This window comes from Gammaproteobacteria bacterium (assembly GCA_011682695.1).
Classification (GTDB): Bacteria; Actinomycetota; Acidimicrobiia; order Spongiisociales; family UBA4744; genus BMS3Bbin01.
Map to the genome: position 1 here is coordinate 27,863 of JAACED010000023.1, position 15,107 is coordinate 42,969.

A 15,107-nucleotide genomic window follows, 5' to 3' on the forward strand; every position below is an offset into this window, starting at 1 on the left:
ACCAGCCCACCTCCGAGGAACGTGAGGTGGGTTTTCTGATGCATCAGACGCTCCTCACATCTCAAAGGATCGAGGAGAGATGCAGACACCATTCGACATCGCAGCCGACCTGCACACACCGGTCTCGGCATATCTGCGGTTGGAGCCGTTGGGTCCCCGCTACCTGCTCGAGAGCGTGGAGGGAGGGCATCAAGGTCGGTATTCGTTCATCGGTTTCGGTGAGACGCTTCATATCGCCGTCGAGCCTGAGGGCGTGCGCGTCGGCGGCGAACTCGTTTCGAGTGAACCGCTCGGTGGTCTGAGGATTGCACTCGAGAGGGCACCGCAGTGTGGCCCCTTCATGTCGGATCAGCCCTTCTCAGGAGGTCTCGTTGGTGTAGCGGCATTCGACCTGGTTCGGCGGTTCTATCCGTTGCCGCAGGCGCCGCACGTATCGACACAGCCCGAAGCCGCCTACATGGCGACCGAGTCGATCCTGGTCTTCGATCACCTGACCCGGCGCGTCGCGGTCCTCCATGCGGGAGCAGAATCCGACCGAGAAGCGCTCCGCCGGGAAGTGATCAGAGTTTTGCGTGGTCCCGTCGAGGTACGGAACGGTTCGAGAGGGCACGAGCCGCCAACTCTGAGCATGTCGAAGGATCAGTTCATTTCCGGCGTCGAGACGGTGAAGCGTCACATCACTGCCGGCGACGTCTATCAACTGGTCCTCTCGATCAACTTCGCGGGCAGGACTTCTGTCCAGCCCTTCGCCGCATACCGGGCACTCCGGCTTCTCAATCCATCGCCGTACATGTACTTCGTCGATTTCGGGGATCGCCAGGTGGTCGGCTCCTCGCCCGAGGCGCTCGCCAAACTCAGCGGCGCGAGAGCCGAGCTTCGACCGATCGCCGGTACTCGCCCGCGAGGTGACAACGACGAACACGACAAGCTCCTGGAGCGCCAGCTCCTGGCCGACCCCAAGGAGGCCGCCGAGCATGTGATGCTCGTGGACCTGGCGCGTAACGATCTTGGCCGTACGGCTGTGGCGGGCTCGATCAAGGTCGATCCGTACCGCATCATCGAACGTTACAGCCACGTCATGCACATGGTGAGCGGTGTCACCGGTGAGATGCGTCCCGGCCTCGACGCTCTGGATCTCTTTCGCGCCACGTTCCCCGCAGGAACGGTGTCTGGAGCGCCGAAGCTGCGGGCCATCGAGCTGATTGACGAGCTGGAGCCGGTGTCCCGGGGTCTCTATTCCGGTTCTGTCGGGTACTTCGGCCATGGCGGCTCGATGGACCAGGCCATCACGATCCGCACGATGGTGTTGGGAGAGGGTGGATACAGCTACCAGGCGGGTGCGGGAATCGTCGCCGACAGCGACCCGGCGCGCGAATACGAAGAAGTCCTGTCCAAAGCGGCGGCGCTCGAAGCGGCCTTCGCACTGGCAAAGGAGGGTCTATGAACCACCACGTGTTGATGATCGACAACTACGACTCGTTTACCTACAACCTGGTCCAAGCCTTCATGACCTTGGACGCCGAGGTGAGTGTCATGACCAACGACCAGATCACGGTGGACGCCGCGATAGCTCTCGAGCCCAGTCACCTGGTCGTCTCACCGGGACCGGGTCGGCCGGAGGGCGCAGGCGTCTCGATGGCCGTCATCGAGGCCTTCGCCGAGCGTGTCCCCATCTTGGGCGTCTGTCTCGGCCATCAGGCGGTGGCTGCCGTGTTCGGCAGCACGATCGGTCCTGCGCAGACGCTCATGCACGGGAAGGTATCCCCGGTGTATCACGACAGACGCACCATCTTCCAGGGACTCTCCAACCCGTTGCGGGCGGGCAGATATCACTCCCTGGCCGTGGCCGAGGAGGGGCTGGCTCCCGAGCTGATGATCTCGGCCTATACGTCAGAGGGAGAGATAATGGGCATTCGTCATCGGGAACTTCCGATCGAGGGGGTCCAGTTCCACCCCGAGAGTGTGCTCACACCAATGGGTGACCGGCTCCTGCAGAACTTTCTCGAACTCAGTCCGGCGAAGATCTCCCAGCCTCTCATGGCGGTCTCGCCATGAGAGCGCTCGTCGAGAAGGTCCTCTCTGGTGTCGACCTCACCGAGCACGACGCTCGTGCGTTGCTGGACCATCTGACCGACCCGGGTCTGGACTCGGTTCTGGCCGCGGCTGCTCTCGCCGGTCTTCGAGCCAAAGGCGAGACACCCGACGAGGTCAGGGCATTCGCCCTTGGGTTACGTGAGATTGCCATTCGTCCCGACATTCCTGCCGGCGTTCCGGCGGTCGACATCGTCGGGACGGGCGGCGACGGGTCGGGGAGCCTCAATCTCTCCACCGGCTCGGCCTTGGTAGCCGCGGCAGCAGGCGTGCCGGTGGTCAAACACGGGAACCGGTCGATCTCGAGCCGGAGCGGCAGTGCCGACGTGCTTGCTGCTCTCGGGATGAGTATTCCCTGGGACGCGAACGAGGCGGCACGCGTGTTCGAGGACACGGGGTTCACATTCCTCTTCGCTCCCACTTATCACCCGGCGATGAAATCCATCGCCCCGGTGCGGAGAGCTCTGGGGATCCGAACGATCTTCAACCTCGTCGGACCGCTGGCGAATCCGGCGACACCACCGTTCGCCGTGATCGGCGCCTACAGCCTCGGCGCCGCCCGGATGCTCGCCACAACCCTGTCCGCCATGCCGATCGAGCGGGCCTTCGTCGTGAACGGCGAATCGGGTTGGGACGAGCCCACCCCGATGGGGCCGTATCACCTGTTCGACGTGACCCCCGGCTCCGTCATCAGCTCGGTGGAAGATCCGGCCGACTTCGGACTCCGGCGATGCCTACCCCGGGACCTGGCAGGCGGCGACCCCGCATTCAATGCCGCTGCGCTCCGCCGGGTTCTCGAGGGGGAGGACGGACCCCACCGTGACGCCCTCGTTCTGGGCGCTTCGCTTGCCCTTCGTGTGACCGGGCGCGATCAGGATCCGCTTCGAGCACTGGCGAGTGCATCGGCCGGCATCGACGACGGCCGGGCGTTGGATCTTCTCGCCCGTCTCGGTGGGACGAACCATGTTTGATTTCCTGGCCACGATGGCCGAGTCCAGCCGCAGCCGGGCTGAAGCGACACGACGCAGGTTCGGTGTGACGGGGCTCTCCTCGCGTGCCGTGTCTGCTCGACCGGCTCAGCCTCTGGTCCTGTCCTCGGATGGTTTCGATCTGATCGCCGAGGCGAAGCTGACGAGTCCCGCCGACGGTCCGCTTCTCACAGACAGCGACCCGCAGGGCGCCGTGGTGAAACTCGCCCGGTCCTATGCGGAAGCGGGTGCCGCCGCTGTATCGGTCTTGACGGAGCCGACGCGCTTCGACGGCCACCTCGAGTATCTGGAAGCGGCGGCTTCGGCGGTGGGCGTGCCGATGCTCTGCAAAGACTTCCTGGTGGATCCGATCCAGGTGATCCAGGCTCGAGCCGCCGGCGCATCGGGGGTGCTCCTCATCGCCAAGATGATGGATTCTTCCCTTCTGCAGGAGATGACGGCAGTTGCCAACGAGCTCGGCATGTTCGCTCTCGTCGAGATCTTCGATGAGAGAGACCTCGAGCTGGCATCAGTCGTATTCGATGCCGGTGTTTTCGTCGGGGTCAACTCTCGGAACCTGACCACCCTGGACGTCGATTCGAGATGCCTGGCGTCTCTTGCCCCGTTGCTTCCCGAGCACCTTCCCTGGGTCGCGGAGAGCGGTGTGAGAACTTTTGCAGATGCCGCGGCGGCTGCTCGCCTCGGATACCGGCTGGCTCTGGTCGGAACGGCGCTGGTGACCTCGAATGAGCCGGGCGTCACCACCAGGGCCATGATCGCCGCCGGCCGAAAGGCTAGGCGGGCGGAGCCGGTGTCATGAGGATCCATGTCAAGATCTGTGGCATTACCGACCTTCGTGGGGCAACCGTGGCGGCAGAAGCCGGCGCCGACTCGGTCGGGTTCGTGTTTGCGTCTTCTCTGCGGCAGATCACGCCGGAAGAGGCGGCCCGGCTTGCACGAGGGCTTCCGAAGGGCATCGATCGGGTGGCCGTGTTCCTTCGTCCGACGGCCGCCGAGCTCGCGCGAACCCTCGCCGTGTTCGATGCCGACGCCGTTCAGGCAGATCACACCTATCTCCAGGAGCTGGACGGCAGACGGCTGCTGCCGGTGTTCCGGGAGACGGAGCGTGTCGACGCCGAACTCGACGCGTATGTAGGGAGCACGACTGATCGCAGGCTCGTCTACGAGGGACCCCGCAGCGGTGTGGGCCGTACGGTCGACTGGACCCGTGCCTTCGGTGTCGCCCGTCGCGGCCAGGTGACGTTGGCGGGTGGTCTTCACCCCGACAACGTGGGTGAGGCCATCAGGACGGTTCGCCCCTTTGGTGTTGACGTCAGTAGTGGTGTGGAGTCCAAGCCCGGTGTGAAGGACCCGGGCCGGCTCCGTGCGTTCGTCGAAGCGGTCCGAGAGGCCGAGAAAGCGTTGGTGGGAACATGACCGTGACAACTGCTTCGCTCCTGGATCAGGTACTCCAAGGCAAGCCGCCACCACAGGGTAGGTTCGGACCGTACGGGGGAGCATTCGTCCCCGAGACGCTGATCGGAGTGCTGGACAGGCTCGAACGTCGCGCCGTCGAGCTGCTCGCCGACCCCGGGTTCCTTGGCGAGTTGGAGAGGGAACAACGTGACTTCATCGGACGGCCCACGGCGCTGACCCCAGCCCCGTCGCTCGGTGCACGCTGGGGAGCGGAGGTCTATCTCAAGAGAGAGGATCTCTGCCACACGGGCGCGCACAAGATCAACAACGCATTGGGTCAGGCGCTGATCGCTCGTCGACTGGGAGTCGAACGGATCGTCGCCGAGACGGGAGCAGGACAGCACGGTGTCGCGACGGCCGCTGCCGCCGCCAGAGTCGGACTTCCCTGCACCGTGTACATGGGGGCGATCGACGCGCAGCGTCAGAAGCCCAATCTGGAGCGGATGAAACTGCTCGGCGCAGAGGTGATCCTCGTCGAGGCCGGCGACCAGACGCTGCGGGCGGCGATCGACGAGGCGATGCGCGCTTGGGTCGCCGATCCTGAAGGCACCTACTACCTGCTGGGTTCGGTCGTCGGTCCGCACCCCTATCCGTGGATGGTGCGCGAGTTCCAGTCGGTCATCGGCAACGAGGCCCGGGCACAACTGATCGCTTCGGGGGTCGACCTCCCCGGCGTGGCGGTTGCCTGTGTCGGGGGCGGATCGAATGCGATTGGGCTGTTCCGAGGATTCCTGGGTGACCCCGGTGTGGAGCTGTTGGGGATCGAAGCCGCCGGACGAGGAGGTGCCGGTGATCCGCATTCGGCAACTCTCGGCACCGGCAGTCCAGGGGTGCTGCACGGCGCCATGACGCCGCTCCTGCAGGATGGCGACGGTCAGATTCTCGAGACACACTCGATCGCTCCCGGTCTCGACTACCCGGGGGTCGGCCCCGAGCATGCCCTCTTGCGTGATCTGGGCCGGGCGAGATACGAGTCGGTGACCGACGACGAGGCCGTCGATGCGCTGCACGAATGCAGCGCGGTGGAGGGGATTCTCCCCGCACTCGAGTCGGCGCACGCTCTCGCCGGCGCACGGCGGTGGGCAAGGGACCACCAGGGCGGGCGGATCGTCATCGGTCTCTCGGGACGCGGAGACAAGGATCTTCAACTTCTGACCGGGGAGGTTTCCCATGTCTGAGTCGGTTGGTTCCAAGGTGATCTCCGACGCGATTCGGGACTCTTCGGGGCCCGCCATCTGCGCCTACATAACGGCCGGCTACCCGACGCTGGAAACCTTCCCGGACATCCTGACCGCGGTGGCACGATCTGCCACCGTGGTGGAGATCGGGGTGCCGTTCACAGATCCGATGGCCGACGGGCTGACCATCCAGAGGGCGAGTCACGTCGCGTTGGGCAACGGCGTCACTCTGGAGTGGATCTTCGAACTGCTCGTAGATCAACAGGAGAGTCTGGGCGCTCCTCACCTGCTCATGGGCTACTACAACCCATTCCTGGCATTCGGTCTCGATCGGCTCGCGGCGGCGATGATCGATTCCCGCACGTCGGGTCTGATCGTCCCCGATCTTCCCTTGGAGGAGGACGCTCCGATCGCAAAGGTGCTGGAGCCCGAGGGCTTGGCCTTGGTCAAGCTCGTCACACCCACCACATCTCCTGATCGTCTCGCCCGGATCGCTACGACGAGCAGGGGATTCGTCTATGTGGTGACCAGGACCGCGGTCACCGGCGGTAAGGCAGAGCTAGGTGTCGAGGAGTTCGCGTATCTGGATCGTGTGCGGTCGGCGGCGTCGCTGCCGGTGATGGCCGGGTTCGGAGTTCGCAGCCGGAGTCAGGTCGAAGCGCTTTCCGGCCATGTCGACGGGGTGATCGTGGGGAGCGCCCTGATCGACGCGATCGATCGGGGCGAAGATCCGGGCGCGTTTCTCGATGGACTACGGGTCGTGGAGGTGCAGGCGTGATCGTTGTTCTGGAAAAGAACTGCTCACTGAAGCACAAGGCCGGGGTGGTCCGTTTCATCGAACGGCAAGGGGGGCGGCCGTTGGTGACCGAGATCGGTGAGGAGACCCACATCGGACTCATCGGTGGTGATGCGCTCGCGCTCACTGCGGATCTCGCCGAGATGCCCGGAGTGGCCGAGATCCGCGCCACGGCGCCGCCGTACCCGCAGGTCTCCAGAGAGCACCATCCTGAACCCTCCGAGATCAGGATCGGGGACCTGCGAATCGGCGGAGACGAGGTCGTGGTGATGGCAGGGCCATGTTCGGTTGAGAGCCAGGATCAGCTCTCCATCGTGGGCACGGCAGTGGCACGTGCCGGAGCCCGGATGCTCCGGGGAGGCGCTTTCAAGCCTCGCAGCTCGCCATACAGCTTCCAGGGTCTCGGTGAGGAAGGGCTGGTGCTGCTGGCCCAAGCCCGCGAGGAGACGGGCCTGCCGGTGATCACCGAAGTGGTTGCCCCAGAGGACGTGGGGCTGGTTGCCCGCTACGCCGATATCCTTCAGATCGGCGCCCGGAACATGCAGAACTTCAGGTTGCTCTCCGAGGTCGGTGCACAGGCGCGCCCGGTTCTTCTCAAGCGAGGTATTTCGTCGACCATCGAGGAGTTTCTCTTGGCGGCCGAGTATGTCGTATCGGCGGGAAATCCCAGAGTCGTCCTCTGCGAGCGGGGGATCAGGACGTTCGAGACGACCACGCGGAATACTCTCGATGTCAGCGCCGTGCCGGTCCTCAAGCAACGGACCCACCTTCCCGTGATCGTTGACCCCAGTCATGCGGCCGGGGAGCGGAGTCTCGTCCCGCATCTTGCCCGAGCGGCCGTGGCTGCGGGGGCGGACGGGGTCATCGTCGAAGTCCACAACGATCCGGACTTGGCGCTCAGTGATGGCAAGCAGAGTCTGACTCTGGAGGGGTTCTCCTCGATGATGGATGAGCTGCGGCGGGTCGCTGCGGCCGTGGATCGTTACGTCTCACCTCCAAACGAGACGGTGATCGGACCGAACACCCAGCATTCCCTCGGTCGATCCTGAGTCTCGGCACCGGCTGAGCCTCTCGTCGGGACCAGTCCTGGTTCGGGAGCCGAGTGACTCGACCCATTCCTGTCAGGGAGAGGGTGGACGGCGTCGGACGAGTAGGTGCAGGTTCTTCTACGGCTCATCGGCCAACCGACCCCCCGGACGATCGTCGTGAGATGGTCGAGAATGCCGGCGACCTTGGCGGTGCCGGTTCGCTTCGGCCGGTCGCCGCAGAGTTGTTCGTTGACGAGCATGACCACGTCGTGTACGATCGCACGCCACATGAAGATTGTTTTCGACGCCCGAATGATTATTTGCATGGCTTGTCCGCCGCCGTGCGACATCGACGCGTAAAAAACAACAAACGCAGAACGAGGATCCGCACCGGCAAGAGGGAGCGGATCCTTTTTCATGGCACCGCTCCCACGGCCCACACCTCGGCCAGATTCAGGAGGGAGCAAAATGACCACCGATTACCGATACGAGACCCTGCAGGTTCATGCAGGGCAGGAGGCGGCCCCGGGCACGAATGCCAGGGCGGTCCCGATTTATCAGACGACGTCCTACACCTTCGACGACTCGGCACACGGTGCCCGCCTCTTCGCCCTAGAAGAGTTCGGCAACATCTACACCCGAATCATGAACCCGACCACCGACGTGTTCGAGAAGCGGATTGCCGCCCTCGAGGGAGGAGTCGCGGCGGTCGCCACGGCTTCGGGTCAGGCGGCGCAGTTCACCGCCCTGACCACGTTGGCCGGAGTCGGCGAGAACATCGTCTCGACCAGCTACCTCTACGGCGGCACCTACAACCAGTTCAAGGTGGCGCTCGCCCGTCTCGGCATCGAGGTCCGGTTCGTGGACGGGGATGACCCTGAGGCATTCGCCGCCCTGATCGACGACAACACGAAAGCGCTGTATGTCGAGACGATCGGAAATCCCCGGTTCAACATCCCGGATCTGCCTGCTCTCGCCGATGTCGCCCACAAGGCAGGTGTGCCGCTCGTCGTCGACAACACGTTCGGTGCGGCCGGTTACCTGTGCCGGCCGATCGATCACGGAGCCGACATCGTGGTGTCTTCGGCAACCAAGTGGATCGGCGGCCACGGCAACTCCATCGGGGGCGTGATCGTCGACTCGGGGAACTTCGACTGGCGCAACGGTCGGTTCCCCGTGTTCACTGAGCCTTCTCCCGGGTACCACGGCCTGGTCTTCGCCGACGTATTCGGTCCCGACGGCCCCTTCGGCAACATTGCGTTCGCCATTCGGGCCCGAGTGGAGGGTCTTCGTGACATCGGGGCAGCGTTGAGCCCATTCAACGCTTTTCTGCTGCTCCAGGGTGTCGAGACTCTGTCGCTGCGGGTGCAGCGCCATGTCGACAACGCTCTCGAGCTGGCGAAGTGGCTCCAGGCCCACGAGCTGGTGGCATGGGTCGACTACCCGGGTCTGCCGGAGCATCCGTATCACAAGAGCGCCACGCGGATCCTCCGCAACGGGTTCGGCGGCGTGCTTGCCTTCGGGATCGATGGAGGTTCCGCTGCCGCGCAGCGGTTCATCGACAGCGTGAAGCTCGCATCCCACGTGGCCAACGTCGGCGATGCGAAGACGCTGGTAATCCACCCGGCATCGACGACACATCAGCAGCTGGATGCCGAGGAGCAGCTACTCGCCGGTGTGACCGACGACCTGATCCGGGTATCGGTAGGGATCGAGCACATCGACGACATCAAGGCCGACTTCGAGGGGGCGTTCGCTCGGGCCGGGCTGCAAGGCGCCACGAGATGACGTACTCGATCTCGGAGAGCACCCGCTTCTTTGAGGTCGAAGGAGCGTTCTCCCTCTCCGAAGGGGGGACGCTGGACGGCGTCCGTGTCGCCTACCGCACATGGGGGCGTCCGTCGTCCTCGGCCATCTTGGTCAGCCACGCCCTCACCGGGTCTGCCGACGCCGACGTCTGGTGGGCCGGCATGTTCGGGACCGGCCGGGCCTTCGATCCGGATCGGGACTTCATCGTGTCGGCCAATGTCCTCGGTAGCTGTTACGGAACGACGGGTCCCATGGACGCCCCGCCCGGCGGGACCTGGTACGGACCGGACTTCCCCACGGTCACGATCGACGACATGGTGCGTCTCCAGAAGCGGTTGCTCGATCATCTGGGTGTGGAGAGGCTCGAGCTCGTGATCGGCGGATCCATGGGCGGCATGCAGGCGCTGTGCTGGGCGGAGCGGTACCCGGAGATGGTCGATGCGATCGCTCCAATTGGTGTCGGATCCGCGCAGTCGGCCTGGGCGCTCGCCATCTCCGAGGCACAGCGCGCCGCCATTATCGGCGATCACCGGTTCCGCGACGGCCGGTACGAACCGGAACGGCCTCCGGCGTCGGGCCTCGCCACGGCGCGGATGATCGCAATGTGCAGCTACCGCAGCCCCTACGACTTCGATACCAGGTTCGGACGCGAACTCACCGATGACGCCTTCGCGGCGCAGTCGTACCTGCGCTATCAGGGGGCCAAGCTGGTTGAACGGTTCGACGCCAACAGCTATCTGACGCTGATCGAGGCGATGGACGGTTACCGGATCGATCCGGGCGCCATCGAGACGCCTGCACTCGTCGTCGGGATCTCATCCGACGTCCTGTACCCGGCACAGGAGGTCCGTGCCCTGGCAGCGGCGTTGCCGCAGGCCGAGTTCTGCCTGCTGACGGCACCTCAGGGCCACGACGCATTCCTGATCGAGACCAATCGTCTGAGTCGGCTCATCATCAGCTTCCGAGAGCGAATGGCGAACGAGTGGACCCCGTCCCGACACGAGGTGTCAGCTCGGGGAGCGGCCTGGTTCTAGTGCCTTGGCCGGTGACGTTCGGGGTGTCGATGCCGAGGCAGGGGCGTCTGGTCGCAAGGCCGCACAACGAAGGCGCACCTGTGGGTGATGACGGCAATCACCACTCCACACGGAGGTCTTCACCTAATCAAGGACTGACATCAACGTCCTGGCCGGGTACAACTAGCCGCCGGTACTCTCGCGGATTGTCCCGAGGAAGCGTGACCTGGCTGACCCCCGAGGGCGTCGAGCGCAAGGCCGCCTCAACACGACTCGATCACGCGAACCCAAGACCGACATCGGCCGTCAACGCCAGGCCACAACCGAGGTGGATCGAGCGGCGACCGAACGTCTTGGCAGGCGGTTCCTGAGGGGCAGGACTCGCGGGATCGGCCAAGATCCGAGCTGATGGCGTAGCCTCCTTGCTGACATCAGGGTGTCTGGCATGTGATGAGAAGGGCGGCGATGGAGATCGCGATTCTCGGGTGGGGTTCTCTTGTCTGGGATCCCCGTGAACTCCCCAGAGAGGGTTCGTGGCAGACAGGAGGGCAGAGGTTGCCCCTGGAGTTCTCACGGGTATCGACCGATTGCCGCCTCACGCTCGTGATCGACCTCACGCATGGGGAGTGGTGCCCCACGCGCTTTGTCATGAGTCGCAGGACCGACATCGACGACACCATCTGCGACGTGCGGGCTCGAGAGGGCACGACCAGTCGAAACATCGGGTTTGTCGATCTCGGGGCAGGCACGGGACGTGGCCGATCCGGAGCGATCTGCAGCGAGATCAGGAACTGGTGCGCAAGGGAGGGGTTGGACGGGGCAGTCTGGACGGATCTGTGTCCAAACTTCGAGGACCAGACGGGCAATGATTACTCGGTGGGCAACGCCGTTGCATATCTCGAGGGCCTTCCCAAGGCTGGGCGAGAAGCAGCGTTTCGGTACATACGCAATGCACCGCACGAGGTGAACACATCGCTTCGGCGTGAACTCGAACGCTCCGGGCTACTCAGCAGGTGACGACGCCGGTGGCCGGCCACAGGGTGTGCTGTCGGCTGTGAGTCGAGCTGGTGCCTTGGCAGGCAACTGTCGATGCCGAGTCGGGGGCATCTGGTCGACACGGATCGACCCGTCTCTTTCGTTCGCGTCGAGTTGTCGGGTCGATCCGATATCGATCGCAAGACCCGCACAACGAAGGCGCACCCGCTGTGGTGCGTCGATGTGGAGGACGCAGCGAGCGGCGTTTCCTGACCGGCGCAACGGCGCAGAGGTCGTCTATCGAGGCGCTAGGTGCCTATGGAAGTGGAAGCGGGGCACACACCATTGGAGGGGAGCAAGACGTCCCTACGACCGTCCTGGGAGACGTGACGAGTGTGGTCATTGGCGCCGGCCCCATCGAAAGCGGCAGTGTCGACTTCGATGATGACCCAAGGATTCGATACCGAGTTGGTGACATGGCAGATGGTCACCGTGTGGCTCCCATCCTCCCCTGGTGGCGTTGCGGACGCCGGACCGGCGATCGCCCCCATGACTAGAACTGCAAGCAGGAGCGTCAACAGTTTCCTCACCACACATCTCCTCGTAGAGTGATAATGATACTACTCTCCGTGGCAGCCTGAGGGAATGAAAAATACGCCAGCCGAGTTTTCTCGAGCGTCTGCCAACCGGGCGAGGTGAAGCACATCGCTTCGACGTGAGCTCGAACGCTGCGGGCTACTCGGCAGGCGACGACGCTGGCGGTCACTCAGGTTCGTGTTCAGGTCGACAACTCGTCTGACGCGCGCGATGGGATCGATCTTAAGCACCAAGGGCCGCCCCGAAAGGCGACCCCTGATGTTTCTGAGTCGGGACGGCCGGATTTGAACCGGCGACCTCAGCGTCCCGAACGCTGCGCGCTGCCAAACTGCGCCACGTCCCGAAGGCCCGTGATGATACCAGCCGGTGGAAGGGTCGGATCAGGCGCGTTGGACCCGCAACCGATCGATGCGCCTGCCTTCCATGTGCAGCACGGTAAAGCGGAGACCGGCGATGACGATCGAGTCGCCTTCGCGGGGGATATCGCCCGAAACGGACAGATAGAGGCCTCCCACCGTCCCGTAGGGTCCCTCGGGGAGGTCGACTCCGGTCTGCTCTGCGAGGTCTTCCACGGTGACGCGGCCGTCGGTGATCCAGCCTTTGTCACCGAGACTCACGGTGACGGGCACTCCAGGGTCGAATTCGTCTTGGATTTCACCCACGAGTTCTGAAATGAGATCCTTGATCGTCAGGATTCCTTCGACGCCGCCATGTTCGTCGAGGACCGCTGCAAATCCGGACCGCTTCCGGCGCAGCAGTTGGAGGGCCTCGAGGACCGACGCGCTCTCCGGTATGTAGAGCGGTTCGCGTAAGAGCTCGAGGAGCTGCTCGGGCGTCGGATCTCCCGGCGTTCGCAAGAGATCCTTGACGTTGAGAACTCCAAGCATGTGATCGAGGTCTCCCTCGCGTTCGACGACCGGGTAGCGGGAGTGCCCGGTCTCGACGACGGCCTGACGAATTGCCTCTGCTGTCAGTGAAGTCCCGAGTGTGACAATGTCGATTCGCGGGGTCATTACCTCCCGAACGGGACGATCGGTCACTTCGAAGAGCGAATCGATGATCTCTCGTTCGGCGGATTCGATCTCGCCGGAGCGCTCTCCGAGCATGGCGAGAGCGCGAATATCTTCTTCAGTGACCAACGCCGCATGATTGTCCTGGGAGACTCCGAAGACGCGAAGGATCGCTCTGCTGATGGCGACGAACACCGCGGTGATCGGATCGAGGATCCGAGTGAGGCGAAAAAGGACTCCGGCAACCGCGAGAGCGTATTGGTCGGGTCGGCGGGTGGCCAGGGTCTTGGGCGTGATCTCACCGACAATGAGGATGACCGATGTGACGGCGGCGGTGGCCAGCCATGGCCCCCACGTCTCGCCCACGAGGGCGATGGCGAGTGCCGTCGCCACCGATGCAGCGAGGATGTTCACGAAGTTGTTGGCGACGAGCAGCGTCCCGATGGTGCCTTCGAGGTCGGTGAGAAGGTCCTCGAGGCGCCTGCCCTTTCTCCCTTGCTCTGCGAGTTGATGGGCTCGCTCCCGCGGAACACTCACGATCGCAGTTTCGGAGCCCGAGAGGAACCCGGAGGAGGTGATGCAGAGACCGAGAACCACGAGGAGGATTACCTGGAGGGGGGTCATCATGTACCGGTATCCCGGGAGATCACTCCCTTGCCGCGACCGGGGTGAGCAGTACCTGGAGGTGTTGGGCCGTGAACGGTTTGACCAGCCAGGCGTCTGCGCCCGACCGGCCGGCGAGGAACGTGTCGGCCTCTCTGTCCAGCAGCAGCACAATGGTCGTGTCTTCGATCTCTCCGGACAGGATGGCGTCTCGCAGCAACCTCGTTACTGCCATGCCGCCCATGCTGCCCACTTGGAGATCAACGATGACGATGTCGGGCGCGGATTCCACGCAGGCGGCGACCGCCGAGCGTGGATCCGCTTCTTCGATCAGTTCGAGACCAGGACTGTTTGCGGCGGCGGCAACCTCGTTGCGAACCCATGGAGCGTCTGCGATGACCAGCACTTTCATGGTCAGAACCTTAGTCGGTTGTTGCAGGGCCACCTTCCGAGAAACTGGGCTCTGCGCCAAATCGAGAGCGCGAAAAACCTCTCTGATTTGGCAAATGATTCCTGGCTGCCCCCTCGTCGGGCTACTAAGTTCATAACGCTCGTCGACCATTGGAGGGATTTCGTGCTCGCACCTTCTCGTGATGTTTGGCAGCCTCGCGCGCTGTGCTGTGGCAACCATTCGCATCTGTTTTTCCCGCCGAGTGCCTTTGAACGCAAGGATGAGCGAGAACGTCGAGAAGCACGAGCAAGGGCAATCTGCAAGGTCTGTCCCGTGCGAGAAGACTGTCTGCGTGCGGCGCTGGACATCAAGGAGCCGTACGGGATCTGGGGAGGCCTCACCGAGGGTGAGCGGCGGGAGTTCGTTCTCCGCTCCGTCTGACGGGTCCGATCGTCGAGTCTCAATACGTGCGGACGTCGTCGCTGCGCTTCGTCACCGCTGCGGCATCGAGCCACTCGAGGAGCGGCACCGCGTATTTGCGTGAGATCCCGAAACGGTCTCTGAACTGAGCGACGGTGAAGGGGTTGGGGAGATCGCTCAGGCCCGTCCTGATCGTATCGATGTGTGCCGGCAGGAAAACGAGATCTTCGGACACCTGGATGAGATCTCCTCTTCGCAGGAGCGCATGAAGCAGTTCCCGATCGATTCCGAGGTCTCGAACTCGCGGCACGGTCAGGCCGGCGTTTTCCAGGGTGGCGATCACCGCTCTGCGAGCAGCGTCCTCTGCGGGTCCAAAGGCGGGTGAGAACGTGGTCGTTGCGACGACCGGACCTTCATCGCGCACATGGGGAGAACGGGCGATGAGCGCGTCGAGAATCGTCATCGAGACGCCGAGGCGGCTCGCAAGGTCGGCTTTGGGCAATCCGGGACGGAGCGGGTTGCCGTCATGAAAGGTTTGTACCTCGTGTGAGATTCGGCCGATCAGGCTGTCGGTTGTGTCGTTGGAGATCGCCAGTCTGTCTGCCAGAAGGCCGGCGGGTGTGCCGCCACCGGTGTGTTGAGCGATTGTCTCGATCTCGTCGAAACCTCGTACTTGCAGCAAGGTCGTGGCCATTTCCGCCGGAGAGCATTCGAGGACGGCCGACAGAAGCGGTCCAACTGCGAGCGCGGCT

16 protein-coding genes and 1 tRNA gene are annotated in these 15,107 nt (G+C 63.9%); 12 read left to right on the forward strand and 5 right to left on the reverse strand.

The window, feature by feature from the left end; translation table 11 throughout:
• Positions 1-79 precede the first annotated feature (79 nt).
• From GWP04_06410 to GWP04_06460, 11 genes are all read left to right on the forward strand, one after another.
• On the forward strand, positions 80-1,444 hold the full coding sequence (locus GWP04_06410; protein NIA25186.1) for an anthranilate synthase component I: 1,365 nt from the start codon (positions 80-82) through the stop codon (positions 1,442-1,444).
• Positions 1,441-2,055, forward strand: a complete 615-nt coding sequence (locus GWP04_06415) for an anthranilate/aminodeoxychorismate synthase component II (GenBank protein NIA25187.1) — start codon at positions 1,441-1,443, stop codon at positions 2,053-2,055. Before GWP04_06410 ends, GWP04_06415 begins: the two co-directional genes overlap by 4 nt.
• Positions 2,052-3,062, forward strand: a complete 1,011-nt coding sequence (gene trpD, locus GWP04_06420; protein ID NIA25188.1) for an anthranilate phosphoribosyltransferase — start codon at positions 2,052-2,054, stop codon at positions 3,060-3,062. Before GWP04_06415 ends, trpD begins: the two co-directional genes overlap by 4 nt.
• Positions 3,055-3,879, forward strand: coding sequence for an indole-3-glycerol-phosphate synthase TrpC (locus GWP04_06425; protein ID NIA25189.1), 825 nt, complete (start codon positions 3,055-3,057; stop codon positions 3,877-3,879). The genes trpD and GWP04_06425 overlap by 8 nt, the downstream gene beginning before the upstream one ends.
• A complete protein-coding gene (locus tag GWP04_06430; protein ID NIA25190.1) occupies positions 3,876-4,496 on the forward strand; it encodes an N-(5'-phosphoribosyl)anthranilate isomerase in 621 nt (206 codons plus the stop codon). Before GWP04_06425 ends, GWP04_06430 begins: the two co-directional genes overlap by 4 nt.
• Entirely contained in the window at positions 4,493-5,713 is a 1,221-nt protein-coding gene (trpB, locus tag GWP04_06435) for a tryptophan synthase subunit beta (protein NIA25191.1), read from the forward strand. The genes GWP04_06430 and trpB overlap by 4 nt, the downstream gene beginning before the upstream one ends.
• A complete protein-coding gene (locus GWP04_06440) occupies positions 5,706-6,491 on the forward strand; it encodes a tryptophan synthase subunit alpha (GenBank protein NIA25192.1) in 786 nt (261 codons plus the stop codon). The genes trpB and GWP04_06440 overlap by 8 nt, the downstream gene beginning before the upstream one ends.
• A complete protein-coding gene (gene aroF, locus GWP04_06445; GenBank protein ID NIA25193.1) occupies positions 6,488-7,558 on the forward strand; it encodes a 3-deoxy-7-phosphoheptulonate synthase in 1,071 nt (356 codons plus the stop codon). Before GWP04_06440 ends, aroF begins: the two co-directional genes overlap by 4 nt.
• A gap of 447 nt (positions 7,559-8,005) precedes the next feature.
• Positions 8,006-9,325: an aminotransferase class I/II-fold pyridoxal phosphate-dependent enzyme gene (locus GWP04_06450; GenBank protein NIA25194.1), complete on the forward strand. Its 1,320-nt coding sequence runs from the start codon at positions 8,006-8,008 to the stop codon at positions 9,323-9,325.
• A complete protein-coding gene (metX, locus tag GWP04_06455; GenBank protein ID NIA25195.1) occupies positions 9,322-10,380 on the forward strand; it encodes a homoserine O-acetyltransferase in 1,059 nt (352 codons plus the stop codon). Before GWP04_06450 ends, metX begins: the two co-directional genes overlap by 4 nt.
• A gap of 429 nt (positions 10,381-10,809) precedes the next feature.
• Entirely contained in the window at positions 10,810-11,376 is a 567-nt protein-coding gene (locus GWP04_06460) for a hypothetical protein (protein ID NIA25196.1), read from the forward strand.
• Between the two features lie 266 nt (positions 11,377-11,642).
• Here the strand turns inward: GWP04_06460 and GWP04_06465 are convergent, their stop codons facing one another.
• The 4 genes from GWP04_06465 to GWP04_06480 all read right to left on the reverse strand — a co-directional run bounded on the left by GWP04_06465 (position 11,643) and on the right by GWP04_06480 (position 13,956).
• Positions 11,643-11,924 (reverse strand): hypothetical protein, encoded by a 282-nt coding sequence (locus GWP04_06465; protein ID NIA25197.1) that lies wholly within the window; start codon positions 11,922-11,924, stop codon positions 11,643-11,645.
• 276 nt (positions 11,925-12,200) lie between these two features.
• Positions 12,201-12,274, reverse strand: a tRNA-Pro gene (locus GWP04_06470).
• A gap of 37 nt (positions 12,275-12,311) precedes the next feature.
• A complete protein-coding gene (locus tag GWP04_06475; protein NIA25198.1) occupies positions 12,312-13,568 on the reverse strand; it encodes a DUF21 domain-containing protein in 1,257 nt (418 codons plus the stop codon).
• Positions 13,569-13,587: 19 nt separating this feature from the next.
• Positions 13,588-13,956, reverse strand: coding sequence for a response regulator (locus GWP04_06480; protein ID NIA25199.1), 369 nt, complete (start codon positions 13,954-13,956; stop codon positions 13,588-13,590).
• 132 nt (positions 13,957-14,088) lie between these two features.
• Here GWP04_06480 and GWP04_06485 point away from each other — a divergent pair, with 132 nt between their 5' ends.
• Complete coding sequence (locus tag GWP04_06485) at positions 14,089-14,376, forward strand: WhiB family transcriptional regulator (protein NIA25200.1); 288 nt, start codon at positions 14,089-14,091, stop codon at positions 14,374-14,376.
• A gap of 19 nt (positions 14,377-14,395) precedes the next feature.
• On the opposite strand, the gene GWP04_06490 is transcribed toward GWP04_06485, so the two are convergent.
• Positions 14,396-15,049 carry a hypothetical protein gene (locus GWP04_06490; GenBank protein ID NIA25201.1) on the reverse strand — a complete coding sequence of 218 codons (654 nt, stop codon included), beginning with the start codon at positions 15,047-15,049 and terminating at the stop codon, positions 14,396-14,398.
• Positions 15,050-15,107 lie beyond the last annotated feature (58 nt).

Bases quoted from the DNA above. Each gene is read 5' to 3' on its own strand.
- GWP04_06460 (NIA25196.1), top strand. From the start codon at position 10,810: ATGAGAAGGGCGGCGATGGAGATCGCGATTCTCGGGTGGGGTTCTCTT.
- GWP04_06450 (NIA25194.1), top strand. From the start codon at position 8,006: ATGACCACCGATTACCGATACGAGACCCTGCAGGTTCATGCAGGGCAG.
- GWP04_06425 (NIA25189.1), top strand. From the start codon at position 3,055: ATGTTTGATTTCCTGGCCACGATGGCCGAGTCCAGCCGCAGCCGGGCT.
- GWP04_06430 (NIA25190.1), top strand. From the start codon at position 3,876: ATGAGGATCCATGTCAAGATCTGTGGCATTACCGACCTTCGTGGGGCA.
- GWP04_06410 (NIA25186.1), top strand. From the start codon at position 80: ATGCAGACACCATTCGACATCGCAGCCGACCTGCACACACCGGTCTCG.
- trpB (NIA25191.1), top strand. From the start codon at position 4,493: ATGACCGTGACAACTGCTTCGCTCCTGGATCAGGTACTCCAAGGCAAG.
- GWP04_06480 (NIA25199.1), bottom strand. From the start codon at position 13,956: ATGAAAGTGCTGGTCATCGCAGACGCTCCATGGGTTCGCAACGAGGTT.
- GWP04_06490 (NIA25201.1), bottom strand. From the start codon at position 15,049: ATGGCCACGACCTTGCTGCAAGTACGAGGTTTCGACGAGATCGAGACA.
- trpD (NIA25188.1), top strand. From the start codon at position 2,052: ATGAGAGCGCTCGTCGAGAAGGTCCTCTCTGGTGTCGACCTCACCGAG.
- GWP04_06440 (NIA25192.1), top strand. From the start codon at position 5,706: ATGTCTGAGTCGGTTGGTTCCAAGGTGATCTCCGACGCGATTCGGGAC.
- metX (NIA25195.1), top strand. From the start codon at position 9,322: ATGACGTACTCGATCTCGGAGAGCACCCGCTTCTTTGAGGTCGAAGGA.
- GWP04_06415 (NIA25187.1), top strand. From the start codon at position 1,441: ATGAACCACCACGTGTTGATGATCGACAACTACGACTCGTTTACCTAC.
- GWP04_06475 (NIA25198.1), bottom strand. From the start codon at position 13,568: ATGATGACCCCCCTCCAGGTAATCCTCCTCGTGGTTCTCGGTCTCTGC.